Origin of the sequence: uncultured Nitrospira sp., from assembly GCA_902500695.1 — a bacterium.
GTDB lineage: Bacteria > Nitrospirota > Nitrospiria > Nitrospirales > UBA8639 > Nitrospira_E.
In genome coordinates this window covers 28,716-50,219 of sequence record CABVRQ010000014.1, presented here as the reverse complement: position 1 = coordinate 50,219, position 21,504 = coordinate 28,716, and the positions used below count along the sequence as shown (strand labels likewise).

The window sequence follows — 21,504 nt, the reverse complement described above, 5'->3', positions numbered from 1 at the left end:
GGATCTATTCATATTCGCGGCAACAGATTTTTAGACGATTGCCACTGGGGACATTATTCTCAAAATATTCCAGCTCAGATTATTTTACCCGAATGACCCTTATTTCCAATCGGCCGCAGAATCGGCTACGGCAATGGCTTCAATCTCAATCATCGCGTCCGGGGAGTAAAGCGAGCGGACTTCCACGATGGTGTCTGCTGGATAAGGAGCTGTAAACCGTTGACCGCGAAGTTCCACAATTTTATCGAAATGGGTCATGTCGGTCAGGAAGATCGTCACTTTGATGACGTTCCGTAAGCTCGATCCTCCCGCACGGAGCACCCGCTCGAGATTATCGAATGCCTGTCGTGCTTGGACATCAAAGTTGCCTGCGCCGACGATGCGACCGTTCGAATCGATGGCAGTCTGACCTGAGATAAAGAGCAGATCCCCGACCCGATAACCTTGTGAAAGACGATAGGACTCATAGGGATCGGGGTCGATCCGGATTTGTGTAATGTTCATGAGCGTCTCCTAAAAGATGTTGAACAATATCTCAATAACCCCCTTGGTTCTGGGATTGCCAATTCAGGACACACGAAGATTGTTCAGTATATCTATTCGGAGGTCATTAATTCCGCTTGGTATCGGTGTGTCGAATCGCATCACTGCTTAGGCCGAGCCCGAACTCTCCAAATCGATATGACCACCCTTCGACACCCGACGGTAGAGACGTCCGTAAGTGGTTATTGAGAAGAACTTTCTGCGCTCTGACCCAACACTTCCCGCATGGTTCCTGCCAGGTCCCGTAGCGCCTGTTCAGCGTCTCCTACAAATGCGGATCCATGCATGAGCGCCAACTGCTTCGGCCGGAGATCTGCGAGCCCATGCAGGATAGGTCCGGTCAGCGGCGTATAGGGATAGGCATTGGCAAATGCGCCGTTCTGACCTTCGATCAAGGCCCGCTTGGCGCGTTCGACTATATCCGATTCGGTCACCGCCTCCACGTCTCCTTCATGAGAGAATAAATCCGAGCACAGCAACGTGCAAGTGACTTCTTCGAACAGGAGGCCTGCTTCCCAGTTATGCGGAACGTGAGGGGTCTGGCGATACCGCAGCCGATATTTTCCAGTTTTCAGGATTTCGTCATGCGCCAACACGCGCGCTTGGCGAACGGCGAAATCGTTGATACTGACCAGCGCTGCGACCAAACCGCACACCGGTTCCACGCGTGGAGCCACAGCCAGCCATTCGTTGAGCGCCCCACATTCGTCTGCTTCGAAATGGCTGAACGAGATCCATCGAATGGTGGCCGGATCTAGGACGCGCGCGATTCCGTCACGCACCAACGGAAACATCTGCTTCATCCCGGTGTGAAACAGCAGTGGCTCCTCGTCCTTGATCAAAAAATGGTTGAACCGGAGATTGAACTCCGGCACATAGATCGAGATTGCATAGTGATCGGGTGCAATCTCCGCTACTCTGGTCATGTCCTTCATCATGTCTCCTGTTCTCCAGGGGTGTGCAACAACACTCTCTGTTAAAGAGAATGTTGTCGGGAGCCTCGCACAGATGTTTTCTTCATGATTGAAAATATCACGCAGAAGGCGCCTTTCGCACAGCTAATTTTTTGTCCTCTGATGGGAGCATATCCTTCAGACCCGTTTGACAAAGTCGAGATTAATTATTAGGGTAAATTTTCCCGTCCCCTAGACAACAATTCCCGTTTACAATGGGCCAATTCCTAAAAGGACAATCCTTGATAAGGGCATGCTCCTTCGGAGCGGATGAGCTCGGGATGCTTGTGAATATATGGGATCATCAACTATTTCAAGTACGGCAACGAGAATTTTCAGATGATCAAAGGAAGATGAGCACATGTGCGGAATTTTAGGCCAGATTAATTTTTCAGGTGACCCCGTCGATCCGAAGTCCTTGATGGCTATGAATGCCACCATGACCAGCCGTGGCCCGGATGGAGCAGGGCTGTACGTTCAAGGCCGGTTAGGGTTCGGGCACCGACGTCTCAAAGTCATTGACTTGACCCAGGCTTCTCAGCAACCCATGGTGGATGCAAAGCTTGGGCTTGGTATTGTGTTTAATGGTGCGATTTACAACTACAAGGAATTGAGAAAAGAGCTGGAAGGGAAAGGCTATACCTTTTTCTCTCATGGGGATACCGAGGTTATTCTGAAGGCTTACCATGCGTGGGGGGAAGAATTCATTCACCGCTTAAACGGCATGTTTGCGTTCGCCATTTGGGAAAGGGATTCAGAGCGGGTTGTCTTGGCACGTGATCGTTTGGGTATTAAACCGCTCTATTTCACTGAAACGTCGCAACAGTTTCGATTCGCATCGACCCTCCCGGCTCTCCTAGCAGGAGGAAACGTCTCCATGGAAATGGATCCCGTGGCGCTTCATCACTATTTCATGTTTCACGCGGTGGTACCTGCACCACACACCTTGCTGAAAGGCATTCGAAAATTAGCGCCCGGCACCATGATGGTCATCGAGCCAACGGGAGCCCGACGCCAGCATCACTATTGGCAACTCTCCTTCGATCCGCGAGAAGAGGAAAGAACGTGGAAGGAACGAGACTGGCAAGACCGGCTGTATGAGGTCCTGCGTTCCGCTGTCCGCCGCCGGCTTATTGCGGATGTGCCCGTCGGGGTTCTCCTGTCCGGCGGGTTGGATTCGAGCCTCATCGTGGGGCTGTTGGCAGCTGAAGGTGCCACCGGCCTGAATACCTTTTCTATCGGGTTTGAAACCGTAGCAGAGGAAAAAGGGGACGAATTCTCCTACTCCGATATCATTGCCACCGAATTTTCTACCCGTCACCACAAGCTTCCCGTGGATACGACACACGTACTGCCCAACCTGCCAGGTTGCATTCATGCCATGTCTGAGCCCATGGTCAGTCACGATGCCATCGGGTTTTATTTGCTCTCTAAAGAAGTGTCCAAGCATGTGACAGTGGTGCAAAGTGGTCAGGGCGCCGACGAAATTTTCGCAGGATATCACTGGTATCCTCCACTATTGAACAGTCAACATCCCATTGATGACTATCGCCAGGTGTTTTTTGATCGCGACCAGAAAGAATTTCTTCAAGTCATTCATCCACGGTTTCACGAGGACGATCATAGTCAGCGTTTTGTGGAGAAGCATTTTTCCCAACCGGGAGCTTCTCGACCGATTGATAAGGCCCTACGGCTTGATACAACCATTATGTTAGTCGATGATCCGGTCAAGCGTGTCGACAACATGACGATGGCATGGAGCTTGGAAGCGCGAGTGCCGTTTTTAGATCATGAAGTCGTTGAATTGGCCGCGCGAGTGCCGGCCGAAATGAAAATTGCGCAAGGGGGAAAAGGCATTCTGAAAGAAGTCGCACGCCGGGTGATCCCTTCCGAAGTCATTGATCGTCCCAAAGGGTACTTCCCCGTCCCTGCCTTAAAATATCTGCGGGGTCCTTATCTGGACATGGTGAAAGAGGCGCTTTTGTCACAGACCAGTCAGAACCGTGAAATCTTTCAGCGCGGCTATATTGATGAATTGTTAAAGAATCCGGATGATCATCTCACGCCGTTGCGTGGGTCAAAGCTCTGGCAGCTTGGGTTATTGGAACTGTGGCTTCAGTCCCATGGCATCTAAGGATCGCGATGTTGTGAAGACCCCGCAGGCTCTTCACATGACGAGCTCCCGTCAGCGACCCATGGGGCCGACGGTAAAAAACTGGGAAGTTGGGCCGGCGACCTACCAGGGTCGGCGGGTGAAGCCAAAAGTCGTGCTGGACTGTGGCTGGGGGCGGCTCATTTTTGCCCACACCTTTAGTGGCCCGGAAGAGGTGGCCTCCACTCTGCTGCAAGAACGGCCCGGCCACCGGGATATTGCCTTTTATTTTCAGGATCCTCATGTGGTCTTGGCCCTGCGCCCTCATAAGCTCTTTCTGGATCCTTCCCATACGTTTCGATTGTGGTTAGCTGATTATCAATCGGTCGCAAATCAGAAATCGGGCCTGGTGATGACCCCCATCCAGTCCGAGGCTGATGTGACGGCTTTGAACCGGATCTATGCAGCGCGGGGCATGGTCACTGCCGACCTTGATGTCCTCATGAGGCATCGCCGCTCGCAAAAACTCTGCTATCTTCTCGCCAAAGACCAGGCTACCAATGAAGTGATTGGCGTCATCTTAGGTGTGAATCATCGCCTGATTTTTGACGATCCCGAAAAAGGCAGTAGCATCTGGAGTCTGGCTGTTGACCCTCAAGCTCACCATCCGGGAGTGGGGGAGGCCTTGATCCGTCAAGTGGCCGAACGTATGAAAGCCCGAGGGTGCAGCTATGTGGACCTCTCGGTGCTGCATGACAATCATGAAGCCATTGCGCTTTACCGGAAACTGGGATTTGGACGAATTCCTGTGTTTGCGGTGAAAACGCGAAATACCATTAATGAAAAATTATTTGCAGGTCCCTCACCGGATCGACGTCTCAACCCCTATGCCACCATTATTGTCAACGAGGCCAGACGTCGAAGCATCGACGTGGATGTCCTGGATGCCGAAAAGGGGTACTTCAGCTTGACGTTTGGGGGCCGGTCCATCACCTGTCGGGAATCGTTGTCCGAATTGACCACGGCGATTGCGATGAGCCGTTGTGCGGATAAGACCCTCACGCGGCGGGTGCTACGGGAAGCCGGCCTATCCGTTCCAGCTCAGATGGAGGCCAATGGGCGGAAGCACAACGGCAAATTTCTTGAACAGTATCAATCGATTGTTGTTAAGCCGGCGATGGGGGAACAGGGAGCCGGCGTGAGTGTGGATGTGCGTAGGGTGAAGGAAGTGGAGTCCGCAATCACCCTTGCAGGCAAATCCGGTGATCACGTTATTCTGGAACAATATGTGAAGGGCGAGGACTTACGCATTGTGCTGATTAATTATGAAGTGGTTGCCGCTGCCGTTCGACGACCACCACGAATCACGGGGACGGGCCATCATACGATTGCCGAATTGATTGACCGGCAGAGTCAGCGACGGGCACGATTGACCGGCGGAGAGAGTCGAATTCCTCTGGACGGAGAAACCAGGAGGTGTGTCAAGGAGGGCGGCTATACTCTAAAAAAGATTTTGCCTAAAGGCAAAACCATCACGGTGCGTAAGACAGCCAATCTCCATACGGGAGGAACCATTCATGACGTGACCGGAAAGCTTCATCCCGATTTAGCCACCGCGGCGGTGGTTGGTGCCAAAGCGCTGGCTATCCCTGTGGTGGGATTTGATTTTATCGTCACATCGATTTCCAAGCCTGACTACGTCATTATTGAAGCCAACGAGCGACCCGGTCTCGCTAACCATGAACCGCAGCCGACGGCGGAACGATTTATCGACCTGTTGTTTCCTCAAACCAAGACACCCACAAAATTGAAGTAGCCCTTCGGGGTGATAGGGGATTGTATGATCGAATTCAAAATTGACACTCAGTATCTCCTGCATATTCTTAAAAAATTATTGGCGATTCCGAGTCCGACCGGCTATACCGATCAAATTGTCCATGCAGTGTCGGGTGAACTTAAGCAATTAGGAATTCCCTTCGAACTCACCAGGCGCGGAGCGATTCGCGCCACAATGGCGGGAAAGGTCAGTACGCCTGATCGAGCCATTGTGGCTCATCTGGACACCCTGGGGGCTCTGGTCAAATGGCTCAAAAACAACGGCCGGCTGACCATTGTGCCAATCGGATCCTGGTCCAGTCGATTTGCCGAGGGTGCGCGTGTGACCGTCTTTTCCGATACCAGTATGCATCGTGGCACCATCCTGCCTCTGAAAGCTTCCGGGCACACCTATGGTGACGAGATTGATACGCAACCGGTGTCGTGGAAGAATCTGGAAATTCGACTCGATGAAACAGTTACCGACGTCAATGGACGTATTCAACCCTTATCGACTGAGCAGGACCTCCAACGACTCGGGATTCACATTGGTGATTTCATTGCCATTGATCCCTCACCTGAAATCGGTCCCAATGGATTTATCAACTCGCGGCATTTGGATGATAAAGCCGGAGTGGCCACCATCCTGGCTGCTGCCAAATCCATCCTTGAAACCGGGGTCGCCCTCCCTGTGGATTGCCATTTACTGTTTACGATTTCAGAAGAGGTCGGTTCCGGGGCATCAGCGATCTTACATGGTGATGTGGCCGAAATGATCACGATTGATAACGGTACCCCCGCGCCTTTTCAAGCTTCGAGTGAATTTGGCGCGACGATTGCCATGGCCGATTCAGCCGGGCCTTTTGATTATCATCTGGTCAGGCGGCTCATCGCCTTATGTGTGGATCATGACATTCCATTTCAACGGGACATTTTTTGTGACTACCGAAGTGACAGTGCGTCGGCCGTAGAGGCCGGGAATGATATTCGGACCGCCCTCCTCACGTTTGGGGTCGATTCCTCTCACGGATATGAGCGGACTCATCTGAGCGGACTCGAGGCCATTGCGAAGTTACTAGTCGTGTATATGCAAAATGAACCCGTGTTTTGGAGAGATCGCGATACGTTAGGGTCCGATAATGATTTCCCTACTCAACCGATTGAAGAAACTTCTTTTCCCCAAAATCTTGAGGACATGGTCAGACGGCATGGTGAGCACCAACATGACCCATTGCGTTCAGCGACTGACGACTAATGACGGTATGTTAGATACACTCCTTTTGCCGATGTTCTCGTCATTACCCTATCTGGCTTGATGCCTTCTCTTTCACCCACACCTACCTTTCCTCCACCCGATACGACCAATCCACAGTTGACGATTCGTGCTATTGCCACGGGGATGGTCCTGGGTGCTCTCCTCACTCCCTGCAATATCTATAGCGGGCTGAAGATTGGCTGGACATTTAATATGTCCATCACCGCGGCCTTGCTCAGCTATGCTTTCTGGAAAATATTCGAAACAACCGCACACACCGAGCGCTGGGGCCTTCTTGAAAATAATATCAATCAAACTACGGCATCTTCGGCTGCATCCATTATCTCATCAGGGTTGGTGGCTCCGATTCCCGCCTTAGCCATGTTGACTGGCGAGCAATTGCCTTGGTCTTTACTCTCTGTCTGGGTCTTCTCGGTCAGTCTGATTGGTATTGTGGTTGCGGTCGGTCTCCGGCAACAGATGCTTATCCGTGACGAGTTGCCGTTTCCCGCCGGAGTTGCCACAGCAGAAACCGTGAGAGAAATTTATGGGAAAGGCGGGGAAGCCCTGGCTCGTGTGAAAGTTCTACTCACGGCTGGTGGTATTGCCGGAATCATAAAAATTTTCAACGAAGCCATTCTGACGATACCTAAAATAGCAACCGGTCTGGCCATTCCACTCAAGGGCCCGCTCAACAAGACCGGGCTGTCCACCGTATCATTTTCAAATCTCGGATTCGTGCTCGATCCCTCGCTCCTGATGGTGGGTTTCGGGGCCATTATCGGTCTTCGCGCAGGACTGTCCCTGCTCATTGGAGCGATTCTCGCCTGGGGCATCATTGGTCCTTGGGTCTTAACTCAAGGCTGGATTCCTGCGGAAACCCTGACGTCCGACGGCTATTGGTTCGGACCCATGGTGGGATGGTTGCTTTGGCCGGGGGTAACCCTAATGGTCATGGCCTCGCTCACGTCTTTTGCTTGCTCTTGGGGGTCAATGGTGACCGGCGCCATACTTTCTCGAAAAATCCCGACATCACTGGTAACTCCGAATGATCCCCATGCCATTCCACGTCAATGGTTTGTGATCGGACTGTGCGTTTCTTTGGTATTTGGGGTGTTGACCCAGATAACTTTATTCAACATTTCAATTGGTATTTCGATCCTTGCGGTCCTTCTCTCATTTGTGTTGGCCATTGTGGCGGGACGAGTATCAGGAGAAACCGGAATTACGCCAATCGGTGCTATGGGGAAAGTCACACAGCTCACGTTTGGTTTCCTCATTCCTGGTAATGTCACGACGAATCTGATGGCAGCCAATGTCACAGGTGGAGCGGCTGGTCAATGTGCGGACCTCCTTCACGATTTAAAGACTGGTCTGCTCCTCGGCGCGTCGCCGCGCTTTCAAACCCTGGCGCAAATTTTTGGAGTGTTAACCGGCTCTCTGGTGGGCAGTGCGGTGTATCTGGTGCTCATTCCTGATCCTCAATCCATGCTGCTTACCATTGAATGGCCGGCTCCTGCCGTTGCCACATGGAAGGCCGTCGCGGAAGTCTTTCAACTCGGGAGTGAATCCATTCCTCAGGGAAGTCTGTTGGCCATGGGCATTGCGGGTCTATTAGGCGTGGGGATGGTTGTTCTCGATCAATCTCTCCCACCATCCATCAGCCGATGGATCCCCAGCGCCTCGACGATGGGACTGGCGTTTGTCATTCCTGCCTGGAACTCACTGTCCCTCTTTCTCGGTGCCCTTCTTGGAGCCTTTTTGATGAGGTATGCGAAAACCTGGGCGGAACGATTTTTAATAGCGCTGGCAGCCGGGCTCGTCGCTGGTGAAAGCCTCGCAGGTGTGGCGAGTGTTCTTGTTAAAATATTGTTTTGAGCTGATTCAAATAAAAGTTCACAGAGACTGTTGAAGGTCGTTGTGTCCTTGCTCTCGTCTCACCACTTCAAAGCCGGTTTCTCCTTTTCCTCCCAAAACCAAGGTTGGTCATGCCTGACCATCTCTCGCTGATATCTGATCTGCTTTTATTCCTCAGGACAGGTTCTGTCGAGAATAAAATAGACCGGGCAAAATCCGGTGAACCCGCTTTGTAGCAGTGTGACTCCAAGGATTCCCGGAAGGAACAACCACAAAGGATTCACGTAATAGCCGAGTGCGACGCCTGCGGTAATGAGCGCACCGGCGATTCCGTCATGGAGTTGGCGTTTTCGCTTCATCTTCTCTCCTCCTGTTTGTTGATATGTTCGTTCATTGTCTCCCGGTCTCCTTCTTGCCCCACAGGGTTTTTTCCTGTTTCCCGGTGGCTACCAAGCCGCCACATTTTTTTAGTTCCGTATTTCTTAAAATGAGGAGCGGATGGGAGGAGTCCAACTCCATGTACTTTTTTTTTAATAATACGTAGTTTGGTCTACTTTTTTGTTGTTTTCAGGTTGATTAATTAATAGGCAATTCTTTGAAAGTAAAGCATAATTTCATGATTTATCTCAGTAGATCTCCCGTCTATTCTGCCAGGTTCAAGGGGTGCTACTCTTTGGGGTGCTTGAAGACCTTCACTAAGCAGAATGGAGACCAAGACATGCCTTTCGGCTATTACCACCAGCTTAACGCCAAGGCGAAGCGGATCTATCGGGCAAGCGACAAGGTGTCGGATTTTCAATTGCCCAATGTTTCTGTCGTTCGACCTGTCGTACGGAAAATATTTGAGGCTTTACAGGCCGAAAGTCATTTGCGTACGCAAAAATGGACTCAACGCCTTCTGAACAGGTTAACAAGCCAACTGCATATTCGACCAATTCGATTTGAATTATTGGATATCCGACCCTCCAATCCCCGGATGGAACTGTATGGTCTGTATTATCCCATGGAAGGACGGCGGATCCCGCGTATTCAAGTGTGGATGCGCACGGCTAAACGGCATCAGGTCGTAGCGTTCCGCACGTTTCTGCGCACCTTGCTTCATGAGCTGTGTCATCATTTGGATTATGATTGTTTAGGCCTGAAAGACTCCTTCCATACCAAAGGCTTTTATGGTCGTGAAGCCAGTTTAGCATCTCAAGTCTTATCGTTGGTCGACACTTCCGCTTGGGGAACAGGCCACCCGTCCAGGGTGGGAAAAACGAAACGAAAGATCTGACGATGCCTGGTTCCGCTTCAGCCAGTCCCCACTCCCTGACGTAACCCCGGCTGGGGAATGTGCCACGGTCTTCATTTGGTCTCCCATCATTTCGTTGGGTTGGTCCCGTCATTACTGTCTATCTCTTTTACGGTTTCCGAAGGTAGAATGCGGCTTGTGGCGTTTGCAGAGGGGTTCTACTTCCCTGTGAATAAACGAATAAACTTTTTTAAAAACTGAGGAGTAGAGACGAAGCTATGCTGCAAGACATTCGACCCATCCAACCTTTGTCCCATCTGACCGGATCCAGCGAGAAGGTTCATACCCGACTGTGCCGAATGGTGGGACAGGCCGTTGCCGATTTCAGCATGATTGAAGCAGGCGATAGGGTCATGGTGTGCCTTTCCGGAGGGAAGGACAGTTATGCGATGTTGGATGTGTTGATGTCCATGCAGTCTCGCGCTCCAGTGTCCTATGAACTGATTGCCGTTAATTTGGATCAGAAACAACCGGGGTTTCCTGAACATGTGTTGCCGGACTACCTCATGAGGCTTGGGGTGCCGTTTCATATTGAAGAACGCGATACCTATTCGGTGGTGAAACGGTTGATTCCCGAAGGCGAGACGACCTGCTCGCTCTGTTCACGGCTGCGTCGTGGCATTCTGTACGGGCTGGCGGAACGGTTGGGAGCGACCAAGATTGCTCTTGGCCATCACCGCAACGATATGATGGAGACGTTGTTGTTGAACCTGTTGTTTAATGGAACGCTCAAAAGCATGCCACCCAAACTGAGATCTGATGATGGGAAACATGTGGTGATCCGCCCTTTGGCGTATGTGAAAGAAGCTGAATTGGCCCGCTATGCGGAAATGAGAAATTTTCCCATCATTCCCTGCGACCTGTGTGGTTCCCAGGAAAATTTAAAACGCAAAGAAGTGAAGGCTCTGCTACAGGAATGGGATACCCGGTATCCGGGCTCGGGAGACAGTATGTTTGCCGCGTTGTCCAAGGTCATACCCAGTCATCTCCTCGATCGACAATTGTTTGATTTTCAGGCCTTTCGCTATCCTGAATCGTAGATTGGCCTGACGGTGGTTCCGGTTCGAATGACGACCGACTTGCCCGATCTCATTTGATGGTGTGCATTCCCTCGCTCCTCCTGTGTGTGCGGTTTTCGCCGAGCATCCTAAATGGTCTATCTCCAGATTTTTTTGTTAATTATGGCGGCCAATGCCGCCCCGATTTTTGGGCGGCTGCTTATGAAAGGGCGATGGAGTACTCCTCTTGATGGGGGAGCGACCTTCCTCGATGGGCAGCCATTGTTGGGACCCTCGAAAACATATCGAGGTGTGGCCTTTTCATTGGTGGGCTCGGTCTTGGCGGCGGATGTGTTGGGTCTGCCATGGGAGATAGGGCTGATAACCGGAGGGTTAGCGATGACGGGGGACTGCCTCTCCAGTTTTATCAAGCGACGATTGGGCTATGACTCAGGGGGGATGGCCTTGGGCTTGGACCAAATTCCGGAAAGCCTTTTGCCCCTGTTGGGGCTATGGGCCCCCCTGTCGTTATCGGCTATCGGCATAATGGCCACCGTAGGTGCGTTTATGGTTTTCGAACTGGTTATATCTCCAATCTTATATAAATTCCGCATTCGTAAAAATCCGCATTAATTATGTGTTCCAACTGATGAACTTATTCCTACTAAAGATTTTTGGTCTCGGCCAGGGTAATTCCCAATTGACCAAGTTTCCGGCTAAATCCCGCAGGCGTATTGAGGGTATGGATCAAGCGCCCATCCGGCTGTTCGTAGGCAATAAGTCCACCGTCGTCTAGCGGCCAGACGAGTACTCGATCTTTGGCCTCAGGGCTGGAAAAGGTTTGAGGGGAATATGGCAAGGGGATGCCTATAAGCATTTCAAAGGAAACGGGGGGCTCCAATCTTGGTAAGACAAGCCGCCCAGGACAGTTTCGAATGGGTCGCCATGGCCAACGAGTTCGTAATTCCTCAAAGGTCATTGTACAGCCTTCTCGAAGTTCTCACTCCACCCCATCATAACTCCTGCTCGGTAGTTTTAGGTGAGAATAGGTTTAGAATGTTTTCGCTCTGGAGTGTGACAACAACTCCATCACAGTGAGATTGTGAAATCCTGATGAATGTGGACCCCTCATCGGAAGAAGAACCTTCGATCAATTCCCGGACCCCCCTTATGTCGATCGGCTTGGCGGTTTTTGCTGTCCTCATGGTACCGGTGATTCTTTTCTCCATGGGGCCGGATGGGCCTGCCAAAGTTGGGGACGTGGTTTTTGTTACGGATCGTCATCGTGTACGGGTCATGACTTCCGATGGTGATGAGGTTGGACCAAATCCCGAGACCTGTGTCCTCGAGCCCCGCGTGCAGTTAGTGGTGCAGAAAATGGGTATCCCCTCAGTGGGCTCGATGATTGCGGAACCGGTTGCTACTGAAAGGGCTGGACGACCTTTTTGCTTTCCGGGAAGGCCAATTGTCGTGTATGCCCATCAGGTGACCTTACGACCGGATCTGTGGGGTGGCCTGCGCGATACGTTTTCACATTTATTCTCTGGTCGCTGAGAAGAACGACTTTCAAGCCGTTCACCGCCTGGCACTCAGGAGGCTTTCAGTTTGTCGGAAAAGCGTTGCCGAAACTTCGCCACTTTGGGGTTGATGAGGTAGGCGCAGTAAGGTTGTGACGGGTTTTGCACAAAATATTCCTGGTGATAGTCTTCGGCTATGTAAAAGGGTGAAGCCGGTTCCACCTGGGTCACAATGGGATCATCGAACAGTTTGGCTTCCGTCAGCGTGCGAATGACTTCCTGTGCGGTCGTGTCTTGTTTGGATGAATGGGTGAAAATGGCGGAGCGGTACTGGGTGCCCGCATCATTTCCCTGTCGGTTCAGCGTGGTGGGGTCATGGATGCCGAAAAAGATTTCCAGGAGTTCCCGATAGGTGATGATCTTCGGGTCAAAAGTGATTTGAATCACTTCGGCATGTCCCGTATTTCCGCCACAGACGGCCTCATACGTTGGATTGGGGCGACCACCACCCATATAGCCGGACTCTACGGACTCGACACCCTTCACCTGATCGAATACCGCTTCCAAGCACCAGAAGCAACCGCCACCCAGGGTGGCGAGTTCTTTTCCTGTTGATGACGCTGTGACCGAGTCAGGCATGGGTTACTCCTTGCTCATGAAGAAAAGCTAAAGTGCTGCGATCGACGCGTATTGTTTTAGATTTATACCACGACCTGGTTTCTTGGGCCACTGCTTGTTCCACTGTTGATATACCAGAGTAACGTTCTTCTTGAAATCCTTCGCTTTACTTTCTGCTAGGCCTCTTTATAGTCTTGGAGGATTTTTTTCAGACGGTTGAGTTGGGATGGGAGGAGCGGGGCACATGCGGGTTGTGTGGGCGACGGACATCCACTTGAATTTTCTGGGTGCGGAGGGACGAGGCGTATTTTTTTCGTCCATTCGTGCCCAACAGCCGGACGCCGTGTTTGTGACCGGAGACATTGCTGAGGCTCCCTCACTGACGCATCTGCTCCATGAAATGTGGCAAGCCATTCAAGTGCCGCTGTATTTCGTTCTGGGGAATCATGATTTTTACTATGGTTCGATTTCCCAAGTTCGAAGCAGTCTGAAGCACTCCTGCCAGGTTCAGCCAGGACTTATCTATCTTTCGACAGCAGGGTTGGTCAAATTGACTCCGACGACGGCCTTGGTCGGGCATGATGGGTGGGGAGACGGGCGCTATGGGAATTATCATTTGTCGCCGGTCAGGCTCAGTGATCAGGAGTTGATCACGGATTTTCAGGGCTTAGATCGAGAGGCGGTGTTAGACAAACTGCGTGCGTTGGGGGATGAGGCGGCTGGCTATTTGCGGGAGGGATTGGAGGAGGCCTTGGCCTCCTATCAGCGCGTCATTTGTCTGACGCATGTCCCGCCGTTTAAGGACGCTTGCTGGTATCAGGGAAAAATGGGCACCGATGACTGGCTTCCGTATTTTGCCTGCCAGGCAGTCGGTGAGGTGTTGCTGCGCGCATCCCGAGACCGCCCGGATTGTCAGATCACTGTCTTGTGCGGCCACACCCATCACGCCGGGATCGCCCATCTGCGACCAAATCTGCGGGTTCTTACGGGTTCTGCCGAGTATGGCGATCCGCGTATTCAAGAGAGCTTCGACCTTGAGGAACTGTTTACGCCATCAATCTTGGTAGAAGGCGGAGAGGGTGAAGGGGCGTCGTCGGTAGAAACTGATGCGTCAGGAAGCCAATCAGGATTTCCTAAATAAATCTGGCTCGTTCTGTGGGAGTAGGCACACGGCACGTGTCCGATTTCCCCATCCATTGATAGCGATGCCGGGCGATGAAACCGTACACCATATCCCGAAGAGGCCGGGGAATAATGATGAAGGCATATAGCCAGGGCCAAGCCCCGGGTAGGCAGCGAAGAATTTTGAGGGCAGCAGTGGATTTTGTGAAGACGTTCCCGTGTTCCAGCAGTAAAAAGGTTTCATAATCCTGGGTCGAAAGGTGTAGCTGAGTGAGAATGGCTTGGGCAGGTTGGGATTGAAGGGTTCCGAATTTAAATAATCCTCTGGAATCCCGCTTGAGGACAAAATTGACAAACCCATTGCAAAAATTACACACCCCGTCAAAGACAATCACCTTCTCGTGCTGGCCCCATTCATGAGATTGGACTAGAGATCCCTGTTTCACGTACCTGCCCTTTTCTCTGATCGCATTTTACTTTGTGCCGGTCAGTCGGCAATGAATAACTTTCCTTATATTATAGTACATGAGACTCATATAGGTTTTCTAAGGCGGTAGAGCCTAACCAGCCATGGAAGGCCGACGTTTGAAGAGTCCCCATGCATGGACTTGGAGCCATTGATGGATGGGAACAAGATCGAAAAAAATGAGATAGACAAACGGGATTAACAAAAAATTGACATCCATGAGGATAAAGGAGGAAATGTGGAAAACAATGACGCCGGACAGAAAGAGGGCCCGCAGCTTGACCGATTTAATGAAGAGGATCAATGGGAACCCGAGTTCGAACGCAAGCACCAGATGGGAGAAAATCTGAATAAGGTCTGGGCGTTGCGCCAGCTCAAAGCTTAAGCTGTTTTTGACAAGTTCCCCTTCGCCTGTCATGCCCCATCGGACAGAGCGTTTGATCAGCACCTCCTGGATTCGGCCTTCGCCGGAAAACCATTCCCATCCGCTGACCCTCACTTTGGCAATGACACTCCAAAAATAAAATAGAGCGACATAGAGTTGCATCATTTTGATGGGCCAACTGGCCTCCCATTCCTTGACGGGAGGGTGTGTGCCATGGTGTGAGTCACGAGAATGGACTTCTCCGCATCTGGAGAGCAGAAATAGGAAAAGCATTTGCATGGGAATGATGTAGCGATGATGGACGTCGCCGCTAAAGCTGTCTCTCACCCCCTTTAAATAAAAAATACCGAGGATAACGACAAGAATTGATGTCCGGGTCCATTTCCCCATGATCATACCGACCGTGGCGCTCATCAGGAGTGCATAGACGATAAACGACAGGGCAGGGATATGGTATTGAATCCCAAGCAGATGGAAATACCAAATGGGGTCCAGGAAATAATTTCTGGAGCCGGTCGGGTTGAGAGTCAGGACTGTGGCGAATTGATAGGTGTGGAAAAACAGTAGCCCGCATCCAATATACAGCCGCAACAGACCAAGGCTTTCTCCCGAAAATCCTCTAAAGAAAAATTGATTCCAGCCACGGCTGATGAGGTTACAGAATGCCATGTTCCCACCTTGGCAGCCATTCGTCATGCCATTCGATCAAGGCTTGTCGAGTGTCAATTTGAACGTTGATGAGGTCCTTTCGCAGTAAATCTTTCTTTCGATACACACGTTTCTGATGGTCGGCCTCTATCCGAATGATAAATTTAGGGTCGGATGGTTCATGCCCTAATGTTTTGTTGAGAGTCCAAAACATTCGCCATTCCCAATCAACCTCAAACCGAGGCTCATCTTCCTCTAATCCGCGGACCCATTGGTTCATCGTCCCCAATTCAATATTTCCCTGTTTATGCTTGGGGGGGGCGGTGCCAAACATTCTCGAATAATATAATCGTCGAAAATTCGGTTTGGGAATATTTAGATCCTTATGGGATACGTAACCGGTTGATCCGTCCCGATAAGTGACTTTGAGACCTTTTCGATATTTGTCTTTGTCCCAAACTTTGACTGAAATGGTTTCGCTGGGCTCGTATACGCTATACATGGGTACCCAAGTTAGTGGAAAGTAATCGATGCGAAATATGACTGCCGCCCAAATGATGGTCAAGTACACAACAAGAATGAGGGTGATGGTCCGCTTACTCACGAAAGCCTTCCTCGCGAGGTATTGACCGTGGAATTCATGTGGATCTCTCCCCCTTGAGGTGAAGGTACAAAAGTATACGTGACGGGAAAGCCCATTATCTTATGAAAGGTGAGAGAACTCAATAGTGATGAGGTTGCGACAAAAAATTTTGTTTAGGTGATTCATGAATCGGGAAGAAGAGACAGGGGAATCGTTGCCGACTTCCTATGAGATTTAGAGTGAAGCAAGGCCGGGCTAATCCTTAGATGTATTAGGATAGAACGGTTGGCGAGTAGGAATTTTCGCGAATCGCCCTCCCTGGGTTTCTATAGTGCTGGAGTCGATGGACTCATTTTTACGGTTGGTCTTAGGGGTAGGCTTCAATTTTTGAAGATTTGGGAGGGTATCTTGGTTGACTTGTGCCGTTGGAAGTTTCTACGTTAAAGACTTGACTATCGCAGGAAGATGGTTCGTCCTCAGTGATCCGCTCTAGTTATTCCTGTCGCAATGCGTTCTCTAGATTGAGTAGTGCTTCCCGTTAAGTTGGCAGATGGTCCTTAGGTCTCGATTCAAGTGGGGTTCCGGCCCTAGAATCTCCACATGTGAGCTCAAATTGCACAAATAGGTAAGGAGTGAGAGTCAGGGACGGTAGGTGTGTTCATTAATCGTCTCGAAGAATGTCGACAAGGAGTTCTCGAGTATAGGGAAGTGTCCGAGCCGAATCAGGGCCTGTCCCACAACGGCGTAGTCGGGATGGACTCATCACAGCCACACGCCTTGCGGGATACCTTTTGTCAGCAGTTTGCTTTCATAGATGACTCTGTTGGGGGCTTTTAGCAGGGGTCGAGAAGATATCTATGTTGATGCGTTGTCTGATGAATGTCAGACAGAGCATTTTGACCTTATCCTGAGTGATCTTGAGCACATGCTGGCTGAGCTACAAAAACAGCCTTGTCATTTCTTTCTGGCATCACAGAAGGAATGGCCGGACAATTCGAGTACCAATCCTGAGCCTTGCTTTGGCTCGTTAGGACACCTCGGCTTTTCTCCATCTCCCGCATCATCTGAAACGCTGCACGCCGCGTTGAATACGTTGGCATGCGTCATTCATCAGCGAGTTGATCGACCCGAAGACCAGGAGGAGCTTCTGGCGCATGTGCAAGCCATCCTTGATCACCCTAGAATAACTCACCTCCTGTCCATCTCCCTTTCCGACCAACGGTAATCTTTGGGTTTTTTCGAACTCTAGGGACTTCACCTCCCAACCATTTCGATCACTCCGGTTCCTCTCCCTCTTAAGTCCATTTCCTTTTGCCTGGAAATCTATTTATGGGTATCGGAAAGGTATGCTTGGGCGACATGAGGTGCGAAATCTGAATCCCCTAAGGACGGCATTCGTCTTAATGTACCCATCAATCCGCCTCAGGTATAGTCACCAAGGCGACTCTCTACACAATGGCGGAATCTTCTAACCAGTTTCTTCATCGGTTGATCAGCCGGATAGTGCCTGTTGAACGGGACGAACTCCCTGCGCTGATCTGGTCGTTTGCCTATTTTTTTTGTGTGCTGGCGGCCTACTACATCCTTCGCCCCGTTCGGGATGAAATGGGAGTTCTCTCCGGAGCCCATAATCTCCCGTGGCTGTTCTCAGTTGTGTTTGTGACGATGCTAGCCGTGATCCCCATGTTTGGCTGGGTCGCGGGGCATTTCACCATTCGTCGATTACTGCCCACGGTTTATGCCTTTTTTATCCTAAATCTTTTGGTATTTTTTGTGGCGTTGAAAAGTGGATTCGGGTTGCAAGCCTTTGGGCCGATTTTTTTCGTGTGGTTGAGTGTGTTTAATTTATTCGTCGTGTCGGTGTTTTGGAGTTTTATGGCCGATGTGTTTTCCACTAACGCCGCCCTTCGGCTCTTTGGCTGTATTTCCGCAGGTGGGAGCCTTGGTGCTATGACAGGCCCGTTTATCACGGCAATGGCGGTAAAAGGTGTCGGGGTTTCGGGATTATTATTGGTGTCGGCAATATTCTTATTGATCGCGGTGGGATGCATGTTGGCATTGCTGAAATGGTATCACTCTCATCATGGTGTTGATCTGGGAAACCGCCATCTTTCTTCAATCAAGAATTCTGAGGCCATTCCTCCCAGTTTGTGGATAGGGGTTGTGAGGATTGTTCGCTCGCCCTATTTGAAGGGCATTGCCCTCTATCTCATGTGTTATTCAATTCTGTCGACATTTTTGTATTCGCAGCAAACCATATTAATTCCCCAATTGATGCCCCGTTCGGAAGATCGTATGCAATTGTTCGCATCTGTGGATCTGGGGATCAATGTCTTAGCGTTCACCCTCCAGTTTTTTGCAACAGGATGGTTGTTGACCCGGTTTGGTGTCGTGATCATGTTGGCCGTGATGCCCATGGTATCATTAGTTGGATTTGGGGTGTTTGGTTTGGTAACAGTCCTGCCGGTCTTGATTGGGCTTGGTGTGCTGCGGCGGGCCGGGGAATTTTCCATTACCAAGCCGACACGAGAAACTCTTTTTACTGTCGTCCCCCGCGAGGAAAAATACCAGGCGAAAAACGTGATCGATACGGTCGTCCATCGCGGAGCCGATATGACCGGGACAGGGATTGTCTCAGTTTTCCATGGCTGGGGGATGAGCTTGTCACACATGGCATTTGCCGCATTGCCCATCGCGAGTCTTTGGCTTGTCATCGCTATATGGCTTGGACGACGACACGAAGCGATCCGTCGACAATAAAGGTTCTTGTTGAGTAAAGATTGTCATGGAGTTTAATGTGTCCCCTGTATAAGTAATCCCTTCTTAAGACCGATCATCAGAGATCATTCGATTGGAGCCATGAGATGAGTGATGCCTTGTTTACCTATGGGACGTTACAATTTCCTGAGGTAATGGAAGCCGTGACTGGATTGGTGTTGTCTTGGGTGAAGGCGGAAGCTCCAGGTTTCGCGCAGCTTCGTTTTTCTGACCGTATTTATCCTGGAATGGTTGTTCGAGAAGGGGCGCTGACCCAGGGTCGTGTGTATACCGGATTGAGCCACCAGGTTTGGGAGCTCTTGGACAGATTTGAAGACCCCATCTATCGGAGGGAATTAGTTGAGGTCTACCGGTCTGATGGCTCTAAAATGACGTCCCATGCCTATGTTGTACCCCTGGAACAGCAACATCTGCTTTCTTCAGAACTGTGGCAGATGGAGTGGTTTAGCCAAGTCCATTTGGATGGATACGTGAGTCGTTGTCGCCTGTTTTATGAAGCGATTACATCAGAGGGCTTACAGGAATGTCGCAAACAAACATTATGGAAGTTAACGGATCCCCCGCTGAACTCTCAAATATGATGAAGTCTTTCAAGAGCCCGGTCCTGCTGGTGATGCTTGTCACGCTGATCATTTTTGGTGGGGCTCTGGTCTATTTCACGATGGAGTATCTCTCGCAGGTGACCAAGCCGGAATTCCCATCCATCGATGCGATGGGACACCAAGTCGGGATGTGGGTTCTTGTTGCGACAATGCTGGCTGGTATGCCGGCGGTAGGAATGGGGGCGTATGTCATGTATATCGGATCAAGGATTTGTGTGACGCAGCAGTGGCCTCCATCGGGAATGGGATTCCGGGCCGAGACGCCGGTCATTTTAGGGGATCGGGCTATGCTCGTCGGATGGAGTGTGATGGGGCTTGGGTTTGTTCTTGTGGTTGGTGGATTAATGTTGCCGGTGATTGGCTGGAAATTCGGAAACTTTGTTCAATAGGCCGAATGCATCTTTCTTCACAGAACACCCAATCCTGATGAGCCAAAAACTATGACTGGTTGGGATTGGGCGATTCTTGCAGCTTTTATTCTCTATGCCCTGCAAGCGGGGTTTCGGGAACGGGCGGTCGCTTCACAAAATTTGGAAGAATATTTTCTGGCGGGACGCAGTCTTCCCGGCTGGAAAGCGGGCTTAAGCATGGCGGCTACGCAATTTGCCGCTGACACGCCCTTGTTGGTCACGGGACTGGTAGCCACGGCTGGCATTTTTGCGCTGTGGCGTTTATGGATTTTTGCCTTGGCTTTTCTCTTGATGGGGTTTCTCCTGGCTCCGAGTTGGCGTCGGGTTGGGGTGCTCACCGATGCCGAGCTGACAGAAATACGATATGGCCACGGTGCGGCATCGGCGCTTCGGGGCATCAAAGCCATTTATTTCGGTACGATCGTCAATTGTACAGTGTTAGCGATGGTGCTGTTGGCGGCCACTCGCCTCGCGGAACCCTTCCTTCTCTGGGACCAGTGGCTTCCCTCCGGCCTGTTTGACGTGTTCGTTCATATCGTGAAATGGGGGGGTGTCCCCTTTACCGTAGGCGGGTTGGAAGCGGACAATGTGTGGGTGCGTTCCGCCAATAATCTTTTGTCGATCGGGGCTATTGTGTCTGTGACGGTGTTGTATTCCACCACCGGTGGGCTACGGAGTGTGGTTGCCACCGATTTGGTGCAATTTGGAATCGGCATCGTCGCCAGCGGTGCCTTTGCGTGGGTGGTGGTGGACCACGTGGGTGGCTTAGCGTCCTTGTCTCAATACATTCAGAATCAGTTTTCGGTTTCGGTTGGGTATCCCCTGACGGGGAATGAGATTCTGGCTTTTACCCCTTTCGGTGCCAGGGATGCGACCATGCTGGTTTTGTTGGTCTATGGGTTTCAATGGCTCTTCCAAATGAATGCGGATGGGACGGGGTATTTGGCTCAACGATCCATGGCTTGCCGCAGCGACCACGATGCGCGGGTCGCTGCCGTGGTGTTTACCGTGGCTCAAGTGCTGCTTCGGAGTTTGATCTGGTTGCCCTTGGCTTTGGGATTGCTTGTGGTGTTTCCGCCACCCCCGGAAATCATCGGCTCCCAATTCATTGCGGATCGCGAATTTACCTTTGTGCAAGGCATTCATGAACTGTTACCGCCAGGAATTAAAGGGTTGATGGTCGTCGGGATGTTGGCGGCCTTGGCCTCCACCGTCGATACGCATTTGAATTGGGGAGCGTCCTATTGGACTAATGATATTTATCGCCGGTTTATTTGTGAAGGCTGGCTCAAGCGCGCACCTTCCCAACGTGCACTGGTCTGGGTCGCACGTGCGAGTAATCTGTTGATTCTGTTGATTGCACTTTGCATTCTTCCGTGGTTGTCATCTATTCAAACTGCCTGGCAAATCAGTTTGTTGCTTGGGGCGGGAATGGGCGTGGTGTTGGTGCTTCGGTGGATCTGGTGGCGTATCACGGCATGGGGCGAATTAGCCTGTATTGCCGCGTCTGTTCTTATCGCGCCCCTGTTATTGTGGGCCCTTCCGGGACAGCAGGAGGAACTGCGGTT

Annotated in this window: 22 protein-coding genes; 14 read left to right on the top strand and 8 right to left on the bottom strand. The window is 51.0% G+C overall.

Annotation, left to right across the window (positions count from 1 at the left end; translation table 11 throughout):
• Nucleotides 1–99: 99 nt before the first annotated feature.
• Entirely contained in the window at nucleotides 100–504 is a 405-nt protein-coding gene (locus AAH187_RS05650; RefSeq protein WP_342347463.1) for a RidA family protein, read from the bottom strand.
• A 221-nt stretch (nucleotides 505–725) separates the two neighbouring features.
• The gene (locus AAH187_RS05645; RefSeq protein WP_342347462.1) at nucleotides 726–1,481 is read right to left on the bottom strand and encodes an MBL fold metallo-hydrolase; all 756 of its coding nucleotides are present in this window, start codon (nucleotides 1,479–1,481) and stop codon (nucleotides 726–728) included.
• Nucleotides 1,482–1,857: 376 nt separating this feature from the next.
• Here AAH187_RS05645 and AAH187_RS05640 point away from each other — a divergent pair, with 376 nt between their 5' ends.
• Genes AAH187_RS05640 through AAH187_RS05625 form a run of 4 tightly spaced genes read left to right on the top strand, consistent with a single transcriptional unit; the run spans nucleotide 1,858 to nucleotide 8,536 of the window.
• On the top strand, nucleotides 1,858–3,630 hold the full coding sequence (locus AAH187_RS05640) for an N-acetylglutaminylglutamine amidotransferase (RefSeq protein ID WP_342347461.1): 1,773 nt from the start codon (nucleotides 1,858–1,860) through the stop codon (nucleotides 3,628–3,630).
• 37 nt (nucleotides 3,631–3,667) lie between these two features.
• Complete coding sequence (gene ngg / locus AAH187_RS05635) at nucleotides 3,668–5,404, top strand: N-acetylglutaminylglutamine synthetase (protein ID WP_342347460.1); 1,737 nt, start codon at nucleotides 3,668–3,670, stop codon at nucleotides 5,402–5,404.
• 24 nt (nucleotides 5,405–5,428) lie between these two features.
• Complete coding sequence (locus AAH187_RS05630) at nucleotides 5,429–6,658, top strand: osmoprotectant NAGGN system M42 family peptidase (RefSeq protein WP_342347459.1); 1,230 nt, start codon at nucleotides 5,429–5,431, stop codon at nucleotides 6,656–6,658.
• A 60-nt stretch (nucleotides 6,659–6,718) separates the two neighbouring features.
• The gene (locus tag AAH187_RS05625) at nucleotides 6,719–8,536 is read left to right on the top strand and encodes an OPT family oligopeptide transporter (RefSeq protein ID WP_342347458.1); all 1,818 of its coding nucleotides are present in this window, start codon (nucleotides 6,719–6,721) and stop codon (nucleotides 8,534–8,536) included.
• A gap of 146 nt (nucleotides 8,537–8,682) precedes the next feature.
• Here AAH187_RS05625 and AAH187_RS05620 read toward each other — a convergent pair whose 3' ends face one another.
• The gene (locus AAH187_RS05620; RefSeq protein ID WP_342347457.1) at nucleotides 8,683–8,874 is read right to left on the bottom strand and encodes a DUF2892 domain-containing protein; all 192 of its coding nucleotides are present in this window, start codon (nucleotides 8,872–8,874) and stop codon (nucleotides 8,683–8,685) included.
• 359 nt (nucleotides 8,875–9,233) lie between these two features.
• On the opposite strand from AAH187_RS05620, the gene AAH187_RS05615 reads away from it, so the two are divergent.
• The 3 genes from AAH187_RS05615 to AAH187_RS05605 all read left to right on the top strand — a co-directional run bounded on the left by AAH187_RS05615 (nucleotide 9,234) and on the right by AAH187_RS05605 (nucleotide 11,440).
• Nucleotides 9,234–9,791 carry a hypothetical protein gene (locus tag AAH187_RS05615; RefSeq protein ID WP_342347456.1) on the top strand — a complete coding sequence of 186 codons (558 nt, stop codon included), beginning with the start codon at nucleotides 9,234–9,236 and terminating at the stop codon, nucleotides 9,789–9,791.
• Between the two features lie 236 nt (nucleotides 9,792–10,027).
• Nucleotides 10,028–10,849 carry a tRNA 2-thiocytidine(32) synthetase TtcA gene (gene ttcA / locus AAH187_RS05610; RefSeq protein WP_342347455.1) on the top strand — a complete coding sequence of 274 codons (822 nt, stop codon included), beginning with the start codon at nucleotides 10,028–10,030 and terminating at the stop codon, nucleotides 10,847–10,849.
• A 111-nt stretch (nucleotides 10,850–10,960) separates the two neighbouring features.
• Nucleotides 10,961–11,440 (top strand): CDP-archaeol synthase, encoded by a 480-nt coding sequence (locus tag AAH187_RS05605; RefSeq protein WP_342347454.1) that lies wholly within the window; start codon nucleotides 10,961–10,963, stop codon nucleotides 11,438–11,440.
• Nucleotides 11,441–11,471: 31 nt separating this feature from the next.
• Here AAH187_RS05605 and AAH187_RS05600 read toward each other — a convergent pair whose 3' ends face one another.
• On the bottom strand, nucleotides 11,472–11,786 hold the full coding sequence (locus tag AAH187_RS05600) for a hypothetical protein (RefSeq protein WP_342347453.1): 315 nt from the start codon (nucleotides 11,784–11,786) through the stop codon (nucleotides 11,472–11,474).
• Between the two features lie 134 nt (nucleotides 11,787–11,920).
• Between AAH187_RS05600 and AAH187_RS05595 the strand changes: the two genes are divergently transcribed.
• Nucleotides 11,921–12,361, top strand: a complete 441-nt coding sequence (locus AAH187_RS05595; protein WP_342347452.1) for a hypothetical protein — start codon at nucleotides 11,921–11,923, stop codon at nucleotides 12,359–12,361.
• A 35-nt stretch (nucleotides 12,362–12,396) separates the two neighbouring features.
• Here AAH187_RS05595 and msrA read toward each other — a convergent pair whose 3' ends face one another.
• Entirely contained in the window at nucleotides 12,397–12,963 is a 567-nt protein-coding gene (gene msrA, locus AAH187_RS05590; RefSeq protein ID WP_342347451.1) for a peptide-methionine (S)-S-oxide reductase MsrA, read from the bottom strand.
• A gap of 223 nt (nucleotides 12,964–13,186) precedes the next feature.
• Here msrA and AAH187_RS05585 point away from each other — a divergent pair, with 223 nt between their 5' ends.
• Nucleotides 13,187–14,083, top strand: coding sequence for a metallophosphoesterase (locus tag AAH187_RS05585; protein ID WP_342347450.1), 897 nt, complete (start codon nucleotides 13,187–13,189; stop codon nucleotides 14,081–14,083).
• On the opposite strand, the gene AAH187_RS05580 is transcribed toward AAH187_RS05585, so the two are convergent.
• The 3 genes from AAH187_RS05580 to AAH187_RS05570 form a co-directional block, all read right to left on the bottom strand.
• Nucleotides 14,076–14,510: a thiol-disulfide oxidoreductase DCC family protein gene (locus AAH187_RS05580; protein ID WP_342347449.1), complete on the bottom strand. Its 435-nt coding sequence runs from the start codon at nucleotides 14,508–14,510 to the stop codon at nucleotides 14,076–14,078. The genes AAH187_RS05585 and AAH187_RS05580 overlap by 8 nt on opposite strands.
• Nucleotides 14,511–14,624: 114 nt before the next feature.
• Entirely contained in the window at nucleotides 14,625–15,584 is a 960-nt protein-coding gene (locus AAH187_RS05575; RefSeq protein ID WP_342347448.1) for a hypothetical protein, read from the bottom strand.
• A complete protein-coding gene (locus AAH187_RS05570; RefSeq protein ID WP_342347447.1) occupies nucleotides 15,571–16,167 on the bottom strand; it encodes a hypothetical protein in 597 nt (198 codons plus the stop codon). The genes AAH187_RS05575 and AAH187_RS05570 overlap by 14 nt, the downstream gene beginning before the upstream one ends.
• 793 nt (nucleotides 16,168–16,960) lie before the next feature.
• Between AAH187_RS05570 and AAH187_RS05565 the strand changes: the two genes are divergently transcribed.
• From AAH187_RS05565 to AAH187_RS05545, 5 genes are all read left to right on the top strand, one after another.
• Nucleotides 16,961–17,371, top strand: coding sequence for a hypothetical protein (locus tag AAH187_RS05565; RefSeq protein ID WP_342347446.1), 411 nt, complete (start codon nucleotides 16,961–16,963; stop codon nucleotides 17,369–17,371).
• A 230-nt stretch (nucleotides 17,372–17,601) separates the two neighbouring features.
• On the top strand, nucleotides 17,602–18,906 hold the full coding sequence (locus AAH187_RS05560) for an Npt1/Npt2 family nucleotide transporter (RefSeq protein WP_342347445.1): 1,305 nt from the start codon (nucleotides 17,602–17,604) through the stop codon (nucleotides 18,904–18,906).
• 104 nt (nucleotides 18,907–19,010) lie between these two features.
• Nucleotides 19,011–19,505 carry a gamma-glutamylcyclotransferase family protein gene (locus AAH187_RS05555; protein WP_342347444.1) on the top strand — a complete coding sequence of 165 codons (495 nt, stop codon included), beginning with the start codon at nucleotides 19,011–19,013 and terminating at the stop codon, nucleotides 19,503–19,505.
• Nucleotides 19,502–19,915: a hypothetical protein gene (locus AAH187_RS05550; RefSeq protein ID WP_342347443.1), complete on the top strand. Its 414-nt coding sequence runs from the start codon at nucleotides 19,502–19,504 to the stop codon at nucleotides 19,913–19,915. The genes AAH187_RS05555 and AAH187_RS05550 overlap by 4 nt, the downstream gene beginning before the upstream one ends.
• 51 nt (nucleotides 19,916–19,966) lie before the next feature.
• A partial coding sequence (locus AAH187_RS05545) for a sodium:solute symporter family protein (protein ID WP_342347442.1) occupies nucleotides 19,967–21,504 on the top strand: 1,538 nt, incomplete at its 3' end.